The 15,417-nt window shown below is 52.5% G+C and carries 13 protein-coding genes; 4 read left to right on the top strand and 9 right to left on the bottom strand.

Going from position 1 to position 15,417, the window contains the following annotated elements:
- From cas10 to L2Y54_RS07950, 7 genes are all read right to left on the bottom strand, one after another.
- On the bottom strand, nt 1-2,661 hold the full coding sequence (gene cas10, locus L2Y54_RS07920) for a type III-A CRISPR-associated protein Cas10/Csm1 (RefSeq protein WP_236501291.1): 2,661 nt from the start codon (nt 2,659-2,661) through the stop codon (nt 1-3).
- A gap of 204 nt (nt 2,662-2,865) precedes the next feature.
- Complete coding sequence (csm6, locus tag L2Y54_RS07925) at nt 2,866-3,993, bottom strand: CRISPR-associated ring nuclease Csm6 (protein WP_236501292.1); 1,128 nt, start codon at nt 3,991-3,993, stop codon at nt 2,866-2,868.
- Nucleotides 3,994-4,013: 20 nt separating this feature from the next.
- Nucleotides 4,014-4,652 (bottom strand): Uma2 family endonuclease, encoded by a 639-nt coding sequence (locus L2Y54_RS07930; RefSeq protein WP_236501293.1) that lies wholly within the window; start codon nt 4,650-4,652, stop codon nt 4,014-4,016.
- 12 nt (nt 4,653-4,664) lie between these two features.
- Nucleotides 4,665-5,630 (bottom strand): CRISPR system precrRNA processing endoribonuclease RAMP protein Cas6, encoded by a 966-nt coding sequence (cas6, locus tag L2Y54_RS07935; protein ID WP_236501294.1) that lies wholly within the window; start codon nt 5,628-5,630, stop codon nt 4,665-4,667.
- Nucleotides 5,627-6,079 carry a polyhydroxyalkanoate synthesis repressor PhaR gene (phaR, locus tag L2Y54_RS07940; RefSeq protein ID WP_236501295.1) on the bottom strand — a complete coding sequence of 151 codons (453 nt, stop codon included), beginning with the start codon at nt 6,077-6,079 and terminating at the stop codon, nt 5,627-5,629. The genes cas6 and phaR overlap by 4 nt, the downstream gene beginning before the upstream one ends.
- Nucleotides 6,080-6,334: 255 nt before the next feature.
- Nucleotides 6,335-7,063, bottom strand: a complete 729-nt coding sequence (phbB, locus tag L2Y54_RS07945; protein ID WP_236501296.1) for an acetoacetyl-CoA reductase — start codon at nt 7,061-7,063, stop codon at nt 6,335-6,337.
- 142 nt (nt 7,064-7,205) lie between these two features.
- On the bottom strand, nt 7,206-8,390 hold the full coding sequence (locus tag L2Y54_RS07950; protein WP_236501297.1) for an acetyl-CoA C-acetyltransferase: 1,185 nt from the start codon (nt 8,388-8,390) through the stop codon (nt 7,206-7,208).
- Nucleotides 8,391-8,578: 188 nt separating this feature from the next.
- Between L2Y54_RS07950 and phaE the strand changes: the two genes are divergently transcribed.
- Together phaE and L2Y54_RS07960 are read left to right on the top strand one after the other, a co-directional pair.
- On the top strand, nt 8,579-9,691 hold the full coding sequence (gene phaE / locus L2Y54_RS07955) for a class III poly(R)-hydroxyalkanoic acid synthase subunit PhaE (RefSeq protein ID WP_236501299.1): 1,113 nt from the start codon (nt 8,579-8,581) through the stop codon (nt 9,689-9,691).
- 29 nt (nt 9,692-9,720) lie between these two features.
- Nucleotides 9,721-10,782, top strand: coding sequence for a class III poly(R)-hydroxyalkanoic acid synthase subunit PhaC (locus L2Y54_RS07960; protein WP_236501301.1), 1,062 nt, complete (start codon nt 9,721-9,723; stop codon nt 10,780-10,782).
- Between the two features lie 19 nt (nt 10,783-10,801).
- Here the strand turns inward: L2Y54_RS07960 and L2Y54_RS07965 are convergent, their stop codons facing one another.
- Both L2Y54_RS07965 and L2Y54_RS07970 read right to left on the bottom strand, forming a co-directional pair.
- Nucleotides 10,802-11,623: an N-formylglutamate amidohydrolase gene (locus L2Y54_RS07965; RefSeq protein ID WP_236501303.1), complete on the bottom strand. Its 822-nt coding sequence runs from the start codon at nt 11,621-11,623 to the stop codon at nt 10,802-10,804.
- 14 nt (nt 11,624-11,637) lie between these two features.
- Entirely contained in the window at nt 11,638-12,873 is a 1,236-nt protein-coding gene (locus tag L2Y54_RS07970; protein ID WP_236501304.1) for an ATP-grasp domain-containing protein, read from the bottom strand.
- A 441-nt stretch (nt 12,874-13,314) separates the two neighbouring features.
- Here L2Y54_RS07970 and L2Y54_RS07975 point away from each other — a divergent pair, with 441 nt between their 5' ends.
- Nucleotides 13,315-14,598, top strand: a complete 1,284-nt coding sequence (locus tag L2Y54_RS07975) for a CmpA/NrtA family ABC transporter substrate-binding protein (protein ID WP_236501306.1) — start codon at nt 13,315-13,317, stop codon at nt 14,596-14,598.
- 51 nt (nt 14,599-14,649) lie between these two features.
- Nucleotides 14,650-15,417 carry a nitrate ABC transporter permease gene (ntrB, locus tag L2Y54_RS07980; RefSeq protein WP_236501307.1) on the top strand — a complete coding sequence of 256 codons (768 nt, stop codon included), beginning with the start codon at nt 14,650-14,652 and terminating at the stop codon, nt 15,415-15,417.

Below are 15,417 nucleotides of genomic sequence, written 5' to 3' on the forward strand. Positions count from 1 at the left end.
TTATCTCCGATGTTGATAGATGTGGGTAAACAAAGCGATGCGGTAGTTACCCTTGTGTTTTTCGATGCCTTGATTGGCGATTGCCAGACTCAATTCGGCTTGTAAACGTCTGCGCTCGGTTTCATCCAGCTTGCGTCCATCCCGACGGCGGGTTTCCAGCATTCGGTAAGTGCGGTAAGCAAAGCGTGAATGCCAAACGGCGTTTGCCGGTTTGCTGCGATCTTCGGCAAGACTGGTGAGGTTTAACAACCCGTATAAGTAGCCGGTGCTAAGGTCAAAATCCTTACGTATGACATTCAGTTGTTCGGCACACTCCAGCAGATCATTGAAATGCTCCCAACTTGCAGAATGACCAAAACAGGTCACAGCATTTTTGGGGGCAGCTTTATCTTTTTTGGGGTCGAAATTATAGGATTTCGCCTTGTCCAATGCCGCTTCTGCCATGTCTGCCAGATAATTGATCGGCAAGCCCGGTTTGGTGATGGAAAGCCCCGCCGAGAAATGCACATCGGGGTTTTCACCAACATAGCGCTTGAATTCCACCTGCATCCGCTGCGCCAGTTTCATGGTGGAACGCCACGGCCCGATGAGGAAAAAGTCATCCCCACCTGCAAACACGGTGTAAGTGTTCGGGAATTCTTTCTGGCACAAATACGGCAACCAGATAGAGAAAAACGCATTCATTTGGCGCGACAAAGCCGCCATTTTGGCGAAGCTGGGCGCACCAATACCGCGTTGAAAAATGATACCGAGGTTATCCACATCACCTTTCAAGGTCATCAAAGCACTGATACCGATCCAGTCGCCTTTTTCATCCATCCATTGATCTTCATCGGCAAGATGGTTGAGTGTTTTGGTTTCACCCTCAGTCTTCTCATAGATTTCGTCGGTATCGGTATATTTGTCGAAGGTGTCGAAATCAGCTTTGGTGAAGCGCGGAATCCAAGCATTGATGGCTCGGCGGGCATAGCCTTTCCATAGTGCTTTGTCGGCGGTATCCGGTAAGGAAAAATCGAAAGCACGTAACAGGTTTGCTTGCCGTGCCAGTTGCCCAAACTTACCGGTAATATCTTCGCTTTTGGTGAAGCTGACATGGAAACCAAAAATCGGTAGTTTCAGGGTGTTATGGTTCAAGTCATCGCGAGTTATTAGCAAGCGTTTGAAGCCGGTCAGGTATTGCCCTACCTTGATTTGATCGGCAGCAAGACGGCTAATCCATTTATCTTCAAGTGCCACGATACCGGGTGAACGCCCATCAATCGCACAAACGGTTTTATTGTTATCGAACGCATCCAAGAACTCATCAAACACCATAGGTGCTTGAGTAGCACACAAATCAAAACGGCGCAGTTTGACCTTTTCCAATTGCTCAAACAGCCGTTTCATCAAGTCGCTGAATTTGCCTTGGGTGAAGTCATTGCACGCAGCAGGCAGCCACGCCAATCCTACACCCGATTGCCCGAAGGTATGATCAATGAACCACTGATTCAGTTCGTGTTGCACCTTTTCGAGTTTTTGGATGGTGTCTGGCGTATTCGGTGCAACGATCAGGAATTTACCCGCCGCATTAGTTACTTGGCTGGTAGATGGCAAACCCAGCACATCCATAATCTTGAGCGCTGCACACTCCATCAGCAAGGACACATAGAATGAACGCCCACGCAACAGCTTTGCCGCCCGTTTGCGAGTTTCGCCGCCACTGGCAAAGATGAAGTCTTGAATACCGAAAAAATCACCCTGTATCAGCAGGAATTTGTTGGTATCCCAATCTTCCAGCTTGCCCGTTTCTTGCCCTGTTTCCTGATGATAACGCCACAAACCAACAGCCAACGCTGCGGTGGTTTTGGAATGGTCATACAGTGACACATCCGCCTTGATGTTCTGATTCATCGGCGACACGGTAGCCGCCGGGATGGCATGGGCGTACACCTGCCAAAGCGTATCGAAATGGTCTAACCATAACGGTAGATTTTTGCGGTGAGCATCAGGAATCTTGGTCAATGCTTCACGGAAATCTTGCCACAATGCCTTGTATTCTGCCTGTGCCTTGGTGTTGTTGCCTTCGGGTTCACACTGTTCTTTTTTCTGCGGGAACAGGCTATCAACCGTCAGTGGTTTGAGGGCGTAACGGTATTTTAAGTCTTCTTTTTTCGGTGGTTTACCATCCAGCCGAATTTGTTCCAATAGGGTTAACTGGCGGGTGGTGTAATGATTGAGTTTGGCTTTTTCATCATCGGCAAGTTTGTTGTAATCCTCAAACTTCTCACGCTCAAAACCCGAAGCCACTCGATCCGCCGTGGCAATCACCCATTGCAGAAACGTCCCTGGCTTATGGTGCATCGCCGCTGCATTGATCAGCGAATCATCCGCATCCCGATCTTTCCACGGTTTGAACGGAGTCATGTCATCCCCGACTAAATCGGGCATGTGCTGTTCCAGCAGATCAAAACCAATCGCCGTGTAAGCCGCATGGATGTGGGTATGCCGTTCGTTATACTTCGGGCAATAAAGCTGCACATTCAAGTCGCGGCGCTGGTTGCCATCCGTGTCTTTTTGATGGGCTTCTTCGATACGCGCTCGTTCTGCAAACTTCCCCAAGTCGTGCAAAAACGCCGCTAATGCAACCCGGCTGGACGCATTCAACAAGTGCTTATCTGGCATATTAGCCCCTTTGTCCTTGATGCAATAAATTTATGCTTCTGAGTATTAACTAACCTAGCCCACTTGTCACCGATGACAAGCTTGTCAAACTCGATACCCACCCGTAGCGATTCGCTGTCAATACCCTGAAATATGTCTGGCGGAAGCCCAGTTGAAATTATGGCTGAATAATGTGTCAGTTACGGTGATAACAGTCACATTCCATCACACCAGCTCCAGCGCACTCACCGCCAACGTCAGCCCAAAACAAGTGCGCGGCTTTTTCCCATGCGGGTGCAGCAAATACACCTCTGCCGCAGCATGACCGAGCGCGGCGCGTAACGCCTTATGGGTATTCGATTTGCGTTCGTCAAACCACGCCTTGGTGATGCCGTCACGCAACGCCAGCGCCACTTGTTCGTAGCTGCCGGTTTGCCCGTGCAGGCGGGCATAAACGGTGAGGAACTGGCTGGCGAGGTCGGGGGTTTCGGTGCTAGTCCAGTGAATAGGGGGTAAATCGTTGGCACGGCGTTGCAACATCCACGCATAAAACGCGAGTTGCACCGGCGGCATAGAGACGGGAATTCCGCCACAAGTAAGGCTGGCGCGTTGCCAGTCGAGGCGCACCTGTGCGGGGTCAAAACGGCGTTGCGCCGCCGCAATCGTAGCACTGAAACTGCTGCTGCCTTGCAACAGGTCTTGCGGCAAACCTTCCCGCAGGCGCACAAACGGAATGTCCGCCAACGTCACTTCCACCTTGCTGGCATCAAAACCAGAGCCATCGTCACGCACCACCCACACACTGCGCGGCGGTGGGTAAAAGAATTCGTGGTGAAAAAAATACTCCTCATCGACCAGCACATGAGTGAGGCGGTCTTGCGCCCTGCCCAATAGCGAGAGCGCGTAGCCAGCGTAAAACGTCATGGTGCGTCGCCCGCCGGAAAGCGACACGGTAAGTTGGCTGTGCGGGTCGGCGGTCAGTTGTTGCACAATGCGGGTGATGCAATCGGCGGCGTGGGTATTGTCGCGGTGGGTACGAATGTCGTCGAGCGCTTGCCCCGCTGCATCCGTAATCAGGTGGATGTGCGAGGGGTCGCAAGCGGGGGCGGGTAGGGCATAATCCGCGCACAGTTTCGCCAGCCAGCCGGGTTGTGTGCCGCACACCAATTGGCGCACAAACGGCTCACCTTGGCGGGTGGTGATAATGTGGACTTCGGTGGGCATACACGCGGGCGTGGTGTGTTGGGTGAGGGCGTAAACGGTTTCGGTGACAATTTGCGGGGAATTCGCTGCCACCGCCAGCAAAATACGGCGCGGGTAAGTGTGCGGTTGGGTGGGGTCGGGGGTTGTCATGCGGCAATTGTGAGGCGCAACTAGAGATTTTCTCCCACCCAAGCGCGAAACGCCTTCATCGCCACCATGCGCCCCTCACGTTCTGCCAAGCTCAGCAATGCCGGGATTTTTTCCCGCAATGCTAACCCCGGAAAATGCGGGCTAAATTCAACGGCATGATATTCACCCGCCTGCAATACCCAAATCACCAACTGCTTGCCATCGTATATCCATAACTCCGGCACACCCAGCGCCGCGTACAACGCCCGATCTGTTGGTGAATAAATGTCGATTTCCACTGCCAAATCCGGTGGCGGGTCACTATCCAGACTAATCTGCCGTTTGCCTCGAATCGCAGCGGCATGTTCAATATAAAAGCATTGATCCGCTTCCACCGCCTTTTGCACGGATTGTTTATGCAAGGTAACAGACCCCAGCGATTCAAAATCAAGCTCTTGTTTTTCCAATAAATAGCTGATGAAGTCACCAATATACACTTTCGGCATCTCATGCCCGACTGACGGTGCGATTACATGCATACGCATCTGATTGAAAGAAATGCGTAGACTGCTCCTGTCCCCCAATTCATCCATGAAGCGCTCGAAATCCGCCCAAGACACATCATTAATCACCACTTCAGCATTTTCTGGAAAGCTAAGCTGACTAAACTGAAACTGCATAATGCCTGCCTCTCAAATCGCCTTTTCCCCAGTATAGCAGTCAAGCGCATACCCGCCCATGCCCATCACCGCACCTTTCCCCGCGTGTACCCACTGCCCCAACCACAGCCACGGCCAGAAATCCTCCAGCCCCGCCAGCTCCAGCGTAAAGCTCCCCACCAGCCCGCCCATTTGCACATGGTTCTGCTGCCGGTTGGAATAACGCGACCACTCATGCCAACGCAAATCCGCATTCCCCAACGTCACCGCTGCCGCTTGCTGGCTCAGTGCTTTGAAATCGCCCGGCAATTCCACTTCCGCATGATAAGCGTGCAATAACGAAATCCGCCGCATCAACGCATTGATAAACAACTGAAACGTAAACCGGCTGCTACGTATCGGCGTACCTTCCTGCAACAAGCGCAACGGCGTCAACAAGCGCACCTGCACCCTTTCCGGCATTGGCGGAATCAACGGCACAACCCCCACTAACGCCTGCAAACTTCCCCCCGCCGCCTGAATCTGCGCCCATTCGCCCGCGCCCGGTGCAACTTCCTGCTCCACCGCCACCAGCGCATAACGCCCATCACCCTTGCCGATCCCGCGTTCTCCCACCTGTTGCATCGCATGGATTAAATACGGCAAATGCCCAATCGCCGCACCCAGCAAACTCAATTCCAGCGAAAACACTTCCCCCGGCGCATAGTGCTGCCCCGATGTTGCCAAGGGCTGCATAATATACGGGTGGGGCGCGGCATTAATCTTTTCCAGCAATGGCCCATGCCCCGCTGGCGTTTCAAACACCTGACTGTAAACACAGGAACGCCACAACAAACACTGGCGACAATCCGGCTCACGGGTAATACACACTGTGCGCCGTAAGGCATGACCAAACGCACCGCGCCAAGTCGAGCCAGCATAAGCAGGGAATTGAATCGGGGTCAGCGCCCGCAACCGCAAACGGTAACGGGCAATCGGCAGGCTAAAATCGGGGATCATTTCTTCGGCTTTACGTTACCTAAAATGCTTTCCTGCATTTTTTTCCAGGTTTCCATATTTTGTTCGCCCATCTTCATCCAAGTATCCAGCGGCGTACCAGCGAGTACTTTGTGCATTTGCTCCTGCATCGCCGTTTGCTGGCGGCTAAATAGACCGACGCTTTGCTCCATGTATTCCATAAAGCCCTTGCGGGTTGCGTCACTGTAATTGCGGATAAATTGCGCCAGAATATCGGTGCTGAACAAGGGTTGTCCGCCCGCTTCCTGTTCCATAATGATTTGCAGCAAGATACTGCGAGTAATGTCATCGCCGGACTGACGGTCGATCACTTTGAACGGCGTTTCCGCCAAGACCAAATCGCGCACGTCACTCAACGTGATATAACAACTTTGGTTAGTGTCATATAAGCGGCGATTCGGGTATTTTTTAATAATGCGTTCTTCTGCCATAGGAGTCTTCGTAGGTACTACTGTGATGAAACAAATAAAATCAGGCGGCTGCATGAGTGAGGCCAGCTTCTACCAGTGATTTTATAGGTTAACGTTTTGTTATGCACACAAAAATAGTACGGTCATGCACAAAAGAAGGGAATAGGGGGGAAGACCCCCCCACCCTAACCCTCCCCCGCAAGGGGTGAGGGAACAGGAAATCTCTTCTCCTCCTTCACCCCTTGCGGGGGAAGGGTCGGGGATGGGGGGTAATTCTTAGTGAATGAACTGACCGCCGTTGGCAGAGATGTTCGCGCCGGTAATGAAGCCCGCTTTGTCGGATGCTAAGAAGGAGACGATTGCCGCCATTTCTTCTGGAGTACCCAAACGACCCACAGGGATTTGCGCAATGATTTTGTTACGCACGTCTTCGGCGATTGCCATAACCATTTCAGTAGCAATGTAGCCCGGTGACAAGGTGTTGATGGTTACGCCTTTACGAGCCACTTCTTGTGCCAGCGCCATGCTGAAACCGTGTACGCCCGCTTTCGCAGCGCTGTAGTTGGTTTGACCAAACTGACCTTTCTGACCGTTGACGGAAGAAATGTTGATGACGCGACCAAAGCCACGGTCAGCCATTTCGTTCACGAACTGGTGGGTCACGTTGAACACGCTGTCGAGGTTGGTTTTCATGACCGCAGCCCAATGTGCTGGGGTGATTTTCTTGAAGGTTGCGTCACGGGTGATGCCCGCGCAGTTAACGATAATGTCAACTTGACCGAAATCAGCAATCACGGATTCTTTCAGTTTCACGCAATCGTCATAGCTGCTCACATCGCAAGGGTAGATCGCGACTTCATAATCTTGCTTGGCTTGCCATGCTTTGGCTTGCTCTTCTGGCTCGAAATAGGTGGTGACAACTTTGTAACCATCTGCTGCGAATTGCTTGCAAATCGCGTTACCAATACCGCCAGTACCGCCTGTTACCAGTGCAACTTTACTCATAATCAATACTCCTACTGTTTGTTTACCCCTCACCCCAACCCCTCTCCCTCAAGGGGAGAGGGGCTAAAGAGAGAGATTGGGATAATGTATATTTCTTGTTCCCCTCTCTCCTTGAGGGAGAGGGGCTAGGGGTGAGGGGTCTTTAAACCGCTTCAACCGCCATCGCTACACCCTGACCACCACCGATACACAGTGTTGCCAGACCTTTTTTCGCGCCAGTACGCTTCATGCCGTGCAGCAGCGTGACTAGTACCCGCGCACCGGATGCACCAATCGGATGACCCAGTGAAATCGCGCCGCCACTGACGTTAACCTTGCTCAGGTCAAAGCCAAGGCTTTCGTTAACTGACATGGCTTGCGCGGCAAATGCTTCATTCGCTTCGATCAGGTCGAGGTCAGCCACGCTCCAGCCTGCTTTTTCCAGACATTTGGTGGTTGCTGGGATAGGACCAGTACCCATGATTGCCGGGTCAACGCCTGCGCTGGAGAAACTTACAATGCGAGCCATTGGGGTTAAACCCAACTCAGCCGCTTTGGCGGCTGTCATCACGATAACCGCTGCCGCGCCGTCGTTGATGCCGGAAGCATTGCCCGCTGTCACTGTACCATCTTTCTTGAAAGCAGGACGAAGTTTGCCGAGGGAAGCAGCGGTTGTGCCAGCGCGTGGGAATTCATCCTTGGCAAATACCAAAGGGTCGCCTTTGCGCTGTGGAATCACCACGGGGATGATTTCGTTATCAAACACGCCAGCATTTTGTGCGGCTTCGGTTTTTTGCTGGGAGCTGGCAGCGAATTCGTCTTGTGCTTCACGGCTGAAACCGTATTGCGCGGCGATATTTTCCGCAGTGATGCCCATGTGGCAATCGTTGAACGCGCACCACAGACCGTCTTTGATCATGGTGTCGACCATTTTCCAGTCGCCCATTTTCTGACCGTTACGTGAATTAGGCACAACGTGTGTGGAAGCACTCATGGTTTCCTGACCGCCCGCGATTACGATGTCAGCATCGCCGCAAGCGACCGCTTGATACGCCAGATGCACTGCTTTTAAACCACTGCCACAGACTTTGTTGATCGTCATTGCTGGAACTTCAACGGGTAAACCAGCAGACAGTACCGTTTGACGTGCCGGATTTTGACCTACACCAGCCGTCAATACTTGACCCAGAATGACTTCGTTGATTTGCTCAGGTTTCAAACCAGAACGTTCCAGCAAGCCTTTAATGACCGTTGCGCCGAGTTCGGAAGCCGGAATGGCAGCGAGTGAACCACCAAAAGTGCCAAGTGCAGTTCTGCCAGCGGCTACGATCACAATATCTTCGCGCATGAAACGTTCTCCTAGGGTATAAAATGTCACAAAATCTGTGGTATATCATTAGGGTGTCAACAATAAGCTGACAGGGGGGCTTTGGCAAGTCGTAAAAGTACCACACTGTCAACATTGTTGCGATGCACAAAATAGCATGATAAGCTCATAATAGGCAACATTTTTATACGCGGAGGATAGGTACTGTCATGGCAGCTTGGTCGGACGATATGATGAAAAATTGGTCTGATGCGCAACAGCGTTATTGGAATGCATGGTCGGATCTTTCCAAAATGGGGCAGCCACAGGCGGCTGTGCCGAGTTTTGGTGCTGGTTTTGGTACTGCACCTGCTTGGACACAAGGTCTGGAGCAATGGTGGAAAGCGGTCAGCCCGCACACGGTTCCGGGTGCGTCTACCGATGCCTTTCAGCGTATGGTCGAAATGGGCAAGGTCTACATGAATCTTGCGGAAAATGCTTACAACGTGCAACTCGCTGGTGGCAAAGACACCGAGACGATGGATGCGTGGATGGATGCGATGGAGGCGAATTTCCGCCAATGTTGTGGTCAGATCGAAATGGGCAAATTCACCGCACACGGTTTCGGTGTCGGTCAGGCGGCAATGGATAGCTGGCAGCGGGTGCTGAATAGCATGGGTATGCAGGCATTCCAGCAAATGGGCGCGGGTGGTTTCCACATGCCGACCTCGGAAAACTGGACTGAGCAATTCAGTAAAGTGTTGGCAACGCCAGCCGTGGGTTACAACCGCGAATCGCAGGAACGCCTGCAAGCCCTCGCGAAATTGGGCGCGAACTATCAGGAAGCGATGGATGATTACCTGAAAGCGTTTGCCAAACAGGGTATTGAGTCGGTGCAAGCCTTGCGTGAGCGTGTTGCCACCATGCGTGCGGACGGTAAAAAAATCAATTCCTTGCGTGAACTCTACGATCTGTGGGTCGATGTTAACGAAGAGGTGTACGCCAAGTTTGCCATGACTGACGAATATCAGGTGGTTTACGGCGATTTGGTGAATTCGCTGATGGCGCTCAAGCAAGGCATTAATGCCGAATTGGACAGTACCTATGAAGCCGCGAATTTGCCAACCCGTAAAGAGTTGAATGCCGCATTTGCCAAGCAGCAAGAAATGCGCCGCGAAAACCGTACTTTGCGCAAACAATTACAAGAATTGTCCCGTAAAGTGGATGCGTTAGCTGCCGCACAGAACACCGCTCCGCCCGCCGCGCCTGCTGCACCCGTCGCACCGAAACCTAAAGCAGCCGCGAAACCGAAAACCCCTAGCGCCAGCACCAAAAAAGCTTAACCCGCACTGGATATTCAAGGAGAACGAACATGCCGTTTCAAATGCGTCCAGACGAAATTCTGAACGAAGTTAAAACCTTCAATGAAAAACTCGCGCAGGGTATGACCAATCTGATGGAAGTCGGTGAGATTTCCGCAGGCGTTACCCCGTTTGAAGTCGTTTACACCGAAGACAAACTCAAGTTGTTGCATTATATCGGTACTGGCGAGCCGACCAATAAAGTGCCAATGCTGATTGTGTACGCGCTGGTAAACCGCCCTTACATGACCGATATTCAGGAAAACCGTTCCACCATCAAAGGCTTGTTGGATGCTGGGCAGGATGTGTACCTGATCGACTGGGGCTACCCGGATGCTTCCGACCGTTACCTGACGCTGGATGATTACCTCAACGGTTATTTGGATACGTGTATTGACGAAATCCGCGCCCGCCATAACGTTGATGCGGTCAACCTGTTGGGAATTTGCCAAGGCGGCGCATTCAGCCTGTGTTACACCGCCATGCACCCCGATAAAGTCAAAAATCTGGTCACAATGGTCACGCCAGTCGATTACCAGACGCCGGACAATATGTTGAGTCACTGGGTGCAAAATATCGACATCGACCTGCTGGTTGATACCGTCGGCAATATTCCCGGCGAAATGCTCAACTGGACATTCCTCAACCTCAAGCCTTACCAGCTCATGGGGCAAAAATACCTCGGCATGGTGGACGTGATGGGGGATAGCCAAACTCTGAAAAACTTCATGCGCATGGAAAAGTGGATTTTTGATAGCCCTGACCAAGCGGGTGAAACTTTCCGTCAGTTCATCAAAGATTTCTTCCAGCAAAACAAGCTGTTGAAAGGTGAAGTGCAGATTGGTGAATATACCATCGACTTGAAAAATGTCACCGTGCCAGTGTTGAATGTGTTTGCGGAACAAGATCACCTTGTACCACCGGATGCGTCACGGGCGCTGAAAGGGGCAACGGGGTCGTCGGATTACACCGAGCTGTCTTTCAAAGGCGGTCACATTGGTATTTACGTCAGCGGCAAAGCGCAAAAAACGATTCCACCCGCGATTGGCGAGTGGTTGACAGCGCGTAGCTAGAAACACAAGCGGGGCAGGCTCAGGCTTGCCCCGCCGCTGCCAATTCCTGCACAATTAAGTCAATAATGTGCCGCACCGGAATGATATTTTCGGGGTTATGCAACAATAAATCGCGGTTGATTTCCAACGTGAACGGGTGTTTGCCCTTGAATTGTTCGCAGGTGAAACGCCCCAGCGAGTTAATCCCCGAATACGGGTTGTTGCAGCGGATCACGTCACAAAAGTTGAAACCGACATCCAGCTCGTGGAAATGGTCTTCAATAATGCTGGACATGTGTTCTAGGGTTTTTTTATTGGCGTAGCAGTTGTGGTGTGGCTTGCCATGCATATCGCCGCCATTGCCAAACATGAATAGCGGGCGCAAATTGCCCCGGTCTTTGGAAACGCTCGTGCCAATCCCCGGCATGGTGTGGCAAAACAGCACTTGTTTAATTTGCGTATTCGCCAGCAATTCCAGCATTTTCCGTTGGTGTGGCATGACGTAACGTTCGATGACCGTTTGCCGCACCGCTTCCGGCATTCCGCGTTCGGATTGGTAAATCTTCACGCCTTGGCTGGTGTGTGTCTTAACCACGCCATCCGCACTGAAATCGTCGTAACGGCGGTTGGGGTCGGCATGGGCACGCCAAAACCGGAAACGCAGCACATGTGGCTTGCTGGGTAAATCGAGGTAGAGTGCGTCGGAAAATTCATCGGCATCTTCGCGGCGGTCGCCGGGCGTGAACTTGGGGTGCAAGTAAGGTCTGACCTCATCCGGGGTCAAGTGACCGCCATGCGGTAATTCCAATAAGACAGGACTTTCCCCCTCAATGTATTGGAAGGGGCTTTGGTCAATTTCCATGTGTACTGCGTCAATTATAAGTGAATCCCCGGCAGCAGCCCGCGCTGTGCCAACGTGTCACGCAGGCTAACATGGGCATCCACGTCATTTTCGGTCACTTGTGCCAAATAAACCCGCGTCTTCTGATCATAACTAGGGTCGTAATACAAACCAACTGGCATCAGGATTTTTTTCTCGATTTCGGGGCGGAATGTTTCCAAAAACGCCAATGGATTGCCGAGGTAGCAAAAATAGCCGGTTTCCAGATTGGGGCGCTGGAAATGCGTCAGGAAATGTTCACGGATGAAATGGAACGGGGTCGAACCGTTGAGGCGGAAGTTGGGGTCGATGAAATACAGCTTGCCATCGGCGGCTTTGATCACATCCAGCCCGCAGACCCCGAACCAGCCCAAGTGCGCAGCATTGCGGGCAATTTCAACCGCAATAGCTTCGAGTTCGGGGGAGGGATGCCAGCAGAGGTCAATGAAATTACCCTCGTAACGGGCGCTGGCGGAAATGCGCTGTTCCGAGCCGCCAATGAAACGGATGGTGCCATCACGGTCAACGTGCAGGTTGAGGTTGTAATTGGCTAAATAGCCGCCGATGAAATGTTCAACCTTGACCCGATGCCCGCCGAAACGTTCTTGCGCGGCTTGCACATCCGCTTCGGTCTGGCAAATCGCGACGCCATCGCCACCGCCGGAAGGTGCTGCCAGCTTAATGACGAAGGGCAATTCCCAATGTTCCCGCCAAGTTTTGCCTGCAAAGGTGGCAGCGTCGTAGACCTCATAGGGGATGCAATGCGAGGAAATGTCTGCCATGCGCCCTTTGTCGTTGAGTTGCACGATCAGTTCCGGGTTTTCCAGATAGTAATGGTCGCTGGCAATTTGATCGGCGGGGTAGGGGTGTGGCACGACCAATTTGGATTGCGGGTGGTTGCCGAGGTATTCCAGATAGCTATGCCCACCTGCGTAACGCACTATCTCTCCCATTTGCTTGCCGAAATGTTCTTGGAAAAAGCCGTGCCACCAAGGGGTCAAATCTTGGCTGAAATCCACCACGCCATCTTTTACCAAGGTGGTGGCTTCGCCGCCGATGAGCAGGAAACGTGCTGTTTGACAGGTCAGGTATTGCACTGAACGGCGGTAGTAGTAATGGCATTCGCCCGGCAAATCATACGCAGCGTAGTAGGGATAGCGCGGCATGTGGATGCCGTTACTGCCGGTGGCGTAAGCCTCGCTGACGGTGCAGCCTGTATAGCGTTCGAGCATGGTGGTTTACTCCGAGGGCAGCGGTAAACCTAGTAATCTAGCAGGTGATTGTTGCTGGCGTATGACAATATTATGTGGTTTGAAGCAGGTCTTGTTGAGAATAACGGTTTTAGCATGAGCGTACCGTTGCACCAATCCTGCTCGATACAAGTCCCTAAAGCACAACATAAGTGCAACCTAATGAACCGTAGGATGGGCAGAGCGGCAGCGAAACCCGCCATTTCCGCCCCAAATCCGCTGATTTCCCACTTGGCACACCCTTTGCATTATAACCCCCATGCAGTCAACGGCGACTGCGTAATCATGAAGTGACTCCTCCTCCTAACCGTGCGATGTAGTGCGGGTATTTGGGTAAAGCTGCCCTGACGACTGTTGGTTCCTCCTCCGCCAACAGTTCGTCAGGGCTTTTTTTTGGCTACGAAAAATGAATTTGAGGTTTTTATGAGCGATACCAAGAAACCGGATACGTCCGTTACCAACATTACTAACCCTAGTCGCCGCGATTTTTTCCTGAAAACGGGCTTACTGATGGCAGCGGGTTCAATCATGACAATGGTTCCGGCTGGCGTGCGCAATGCCGCATGGGCAGCAGGTTCGGATGCACCGGAAAAACCCAATATCAATGTTGGTTTCATCCCGCTCACTGACTGCGCCAGCGTGGTGATGGCGAATCTGAAGGGCTTCGACAAAAAGTACGGCTTAACCATTACCCCGACCAAAGAAGCGTCATGGGCAGCGGTACGCGACAAACTCACCAACGGCGAATTGGATGCGGCGCATGTGCTCTACGGCTTGATTTACGGCGTGCAAATGGGCATCGGTGGCCCACAAAAAGACATGGCTAACCTGATGACACTCAACAACAATGGGCAAGCGATTACGCTATCCAGCCAGTTGCATGACAAGGGCGTGACCGATGGCGCATCCCTTGCCAAATTCATGAAAGACAATCCGCGTGAATACACCTTCGCGCAAACCTTCCCGACCGGCACGCACGCCATGTGGCTCTACTACTGGCTGGGCAGCTTAGGCGTAAACCCGATGAAAGACGTGAAAACCATCACCGTGCCGCCACCGCAAATGGTTGCCAATATGCGTATCGGTAATATGGACGGCTATTGCGTGGGTGAGCCGTGGAATGCGCGGGCAATTGCTGACAAGATCGGTTTCACCGCCGTCACCACCCAAGACATCTGGAAAGACCACCCGGAAAAAATCCTCGGCACCACCGCTGAGTGGGTGAAAGCCAACCCGAATACGGCGCGTGCCTTGACCGCTGCGGTATTGGAAGCCTCCAAATACATCGACGACATGGCAAACCGTGGCGAAGTTGCCAGCGCGATTGCTGCCAAAGCCTACGTCAATACCGAAGCCAGCGTGATCGAAGGGCGCATGAAAGGCGAATACGACAACGGCATCGGCAAAACCTGGAAAGACGACAACTACATGAAGTTCTGCAACGACGGCGCAGTGAACTTCCCGTATTTGTCCGACGGCATGTGGTTCATGACCCAGCACAAACGTTGGGGCTTGCTGAAAGATCACCCTGACTATCTGGAAACCGCGAAAAAGGTCAACCAGATCGACATCTACAAGCAAGCGGCAGAACTGGCGAAAGTCAGCATCCCCGCCAGCGATATGCGCGAATCCACGCTGATCGACGGCGTGAAATGGGACGGCAAAGACCCCAAAGCGTATACAGATGGGTTTGCGGTAAAGGCGTAACGGTGTGTAGGGGCGACCGGCGGTCGCCCTTCCTCCCTAAAGGAGTTTCGTATGTGGAAAGAACGTTCACTAGGGCTACTAGCCCCCTTCCTAGGACTGCTCGGCTTTGTGCTGCTGTGGTCATTGGTCTCCGCCACCAACCCGCAATTGCCGGGGCCGGTGTCAACATGGGCATCCGCCGTGGAGTTGTTCAAAGACCCGTTTTACCAAAATGGCCCGAATGATCAGGGTATTGGCTGGAATATTCTCAACTCGTTGGCGCGGGTCGGGATTGGTTTCGGGATGGCGGCGTTGGTGGGGATTCCGGTGGGTTTCATTATTGGGCGGGTGAAGTTTTTCAACGATATGCTTGCGCCGATCATTAGCTTGTTGCGTCCGGTGTCGCCGTTGGCGTGGTTGCCGATTGGCTTGTTGGTGTTTCAGAAGGCTGAACCAGCGGCGATTTGGGTGATTTTCATCTCGTCGATCTGGCCGATGATTATTAACACCGCTGTCGGAGTGTCGCAGATTCCGCAGGATTATCTCAATGTGGCGCGGGTACTGAACTTGTCGTCGTGGAAGATGTTTACCAAGATTTTGTTGCCTGCGACTCTGCCGTATGTGATGACCGGGGTGCGGCTTGCTATCGGCGTGGCGTGGCTGGTGATTGTGGCAGCGGAAATGCTGACCGGCGGGGTCGGTTTGGGTTTCTGGGTGTGGGATGAGTGGAACAACTTGAACGTTGAACACATCATTATTGCGATTTTCGTGGTGGGGCTGATTGGCCTGTTGTTAGAACAATTTTTGTTGCTGCTTGCCAGCCGTTTGCGAACCGAGTGA

It is taken from the genome of Thiothrix winogradskyi (assembly GCF_021650935.1).
Classification (GTDB): domain Bacteria; phylum Pseudomonadota; class Gammaproteobacteria; order Thiotrichales; family Thiotrichaceae; genus Thiothrix; species Thiothrix winogradskyi.

What these genes read in the sequence shown, in the direction of transcription:
- cas10 (WP_236501291.1), bottom strand. Translation starts at nt 2,661, where the DNA reads ATGCCAGATAAGCACTTGTTGAATGCGTCCAGCCGGGTTGCATTAGCG.
- csm6 (WP_236501292.1), bottom strand. Translation starts at nt 3,993, where the DNA reads ATGACAACCCCCGACCCCACCCAACCGCACACTTACCCGCGCCGTATT.
- L2Y54_RS07930 (WP_236501293.1), bottom strand. Translation starts at nt 4,652, where the DNA reads ATGCAGTTTCAGTTTAGTCAGCTTAGCTTTCCAGAAAATGCTGAAGTG.
- cas6 (WP_236501294.1), bottom strand. Translation starts at nt 5,630, where the DNA reads ATGATCCCCGATTTTAGCCTGCCGATTGCCCGTTACCGTTTGCGGTTG.
- phaR (WP_236501295.1), bottom strand. Translation starts at nt 6,079, where the DNA reads ATGGCAGAAGAACGCATTATTAAAAAATACCCGAATCGCCGCTTATAT.
- phbB (WP_236501296.1), bottom strand. Translation starts at nt 7,063, where the DNA reads ATGAGTAAAGTTGCACTGGTAACAGGCGGTACTGGCGGTATTGGTAAC.
- L2Y54_RS07950 (WP_236501297.1), bottom strand. Translation starts at nt 8,390, where the DNA reads ATGCGCGAAGATATTGTGATCGTAGCCGCTGGCAGAACTGCACTTGGC.
- phaE (WP_236501299.1), top strand. Translation starts at nt 8,579, where the DNA reads ATGGCAGCTTGGTCGGACGATATGATGAAAAATTGGTCTGATGCGCAA.
- L2Y54_RS07960 (WP_236501301.1), top strand. Translation starts at nt 9,721, where the DNA reads ATGCCGTTTCAAATGCGTCCAGACGAAATTCTGAACGAAGTTAAAACC.
- L2Y54_RS07965 (WP_236501303.1), bottom strand. Translation starts at nt 11,623, where the DNA reads ATGGAAATTGACCAAAGCCCCTTCCAATACATTGAGGGGGAAAGTCCT.
- L2Y54_RS07970 (WP_236501304.1), bottom strand. Translation starts at nt 12,873, where the DNA reads ATGCTCGAACGCTATACAGGCTGCACCGTCAGCGAGGCTTACGCCACC.
- L2Y54_RS07975 (WP_236501306.1), top strand. Translation starts at nt 13,315, where the DNA reads ATGAGCGATACCAAGAAACCGGATACGTCCGTTACCAACATTACTAAC.
- ntrB (WP_236501307.1), top strand. Translation starts at nt 14,650, where the DNA reads ATGTGGAAAGAACGTTCACTAGGGCTACTAGCCCCCTTCCTAGGACTG.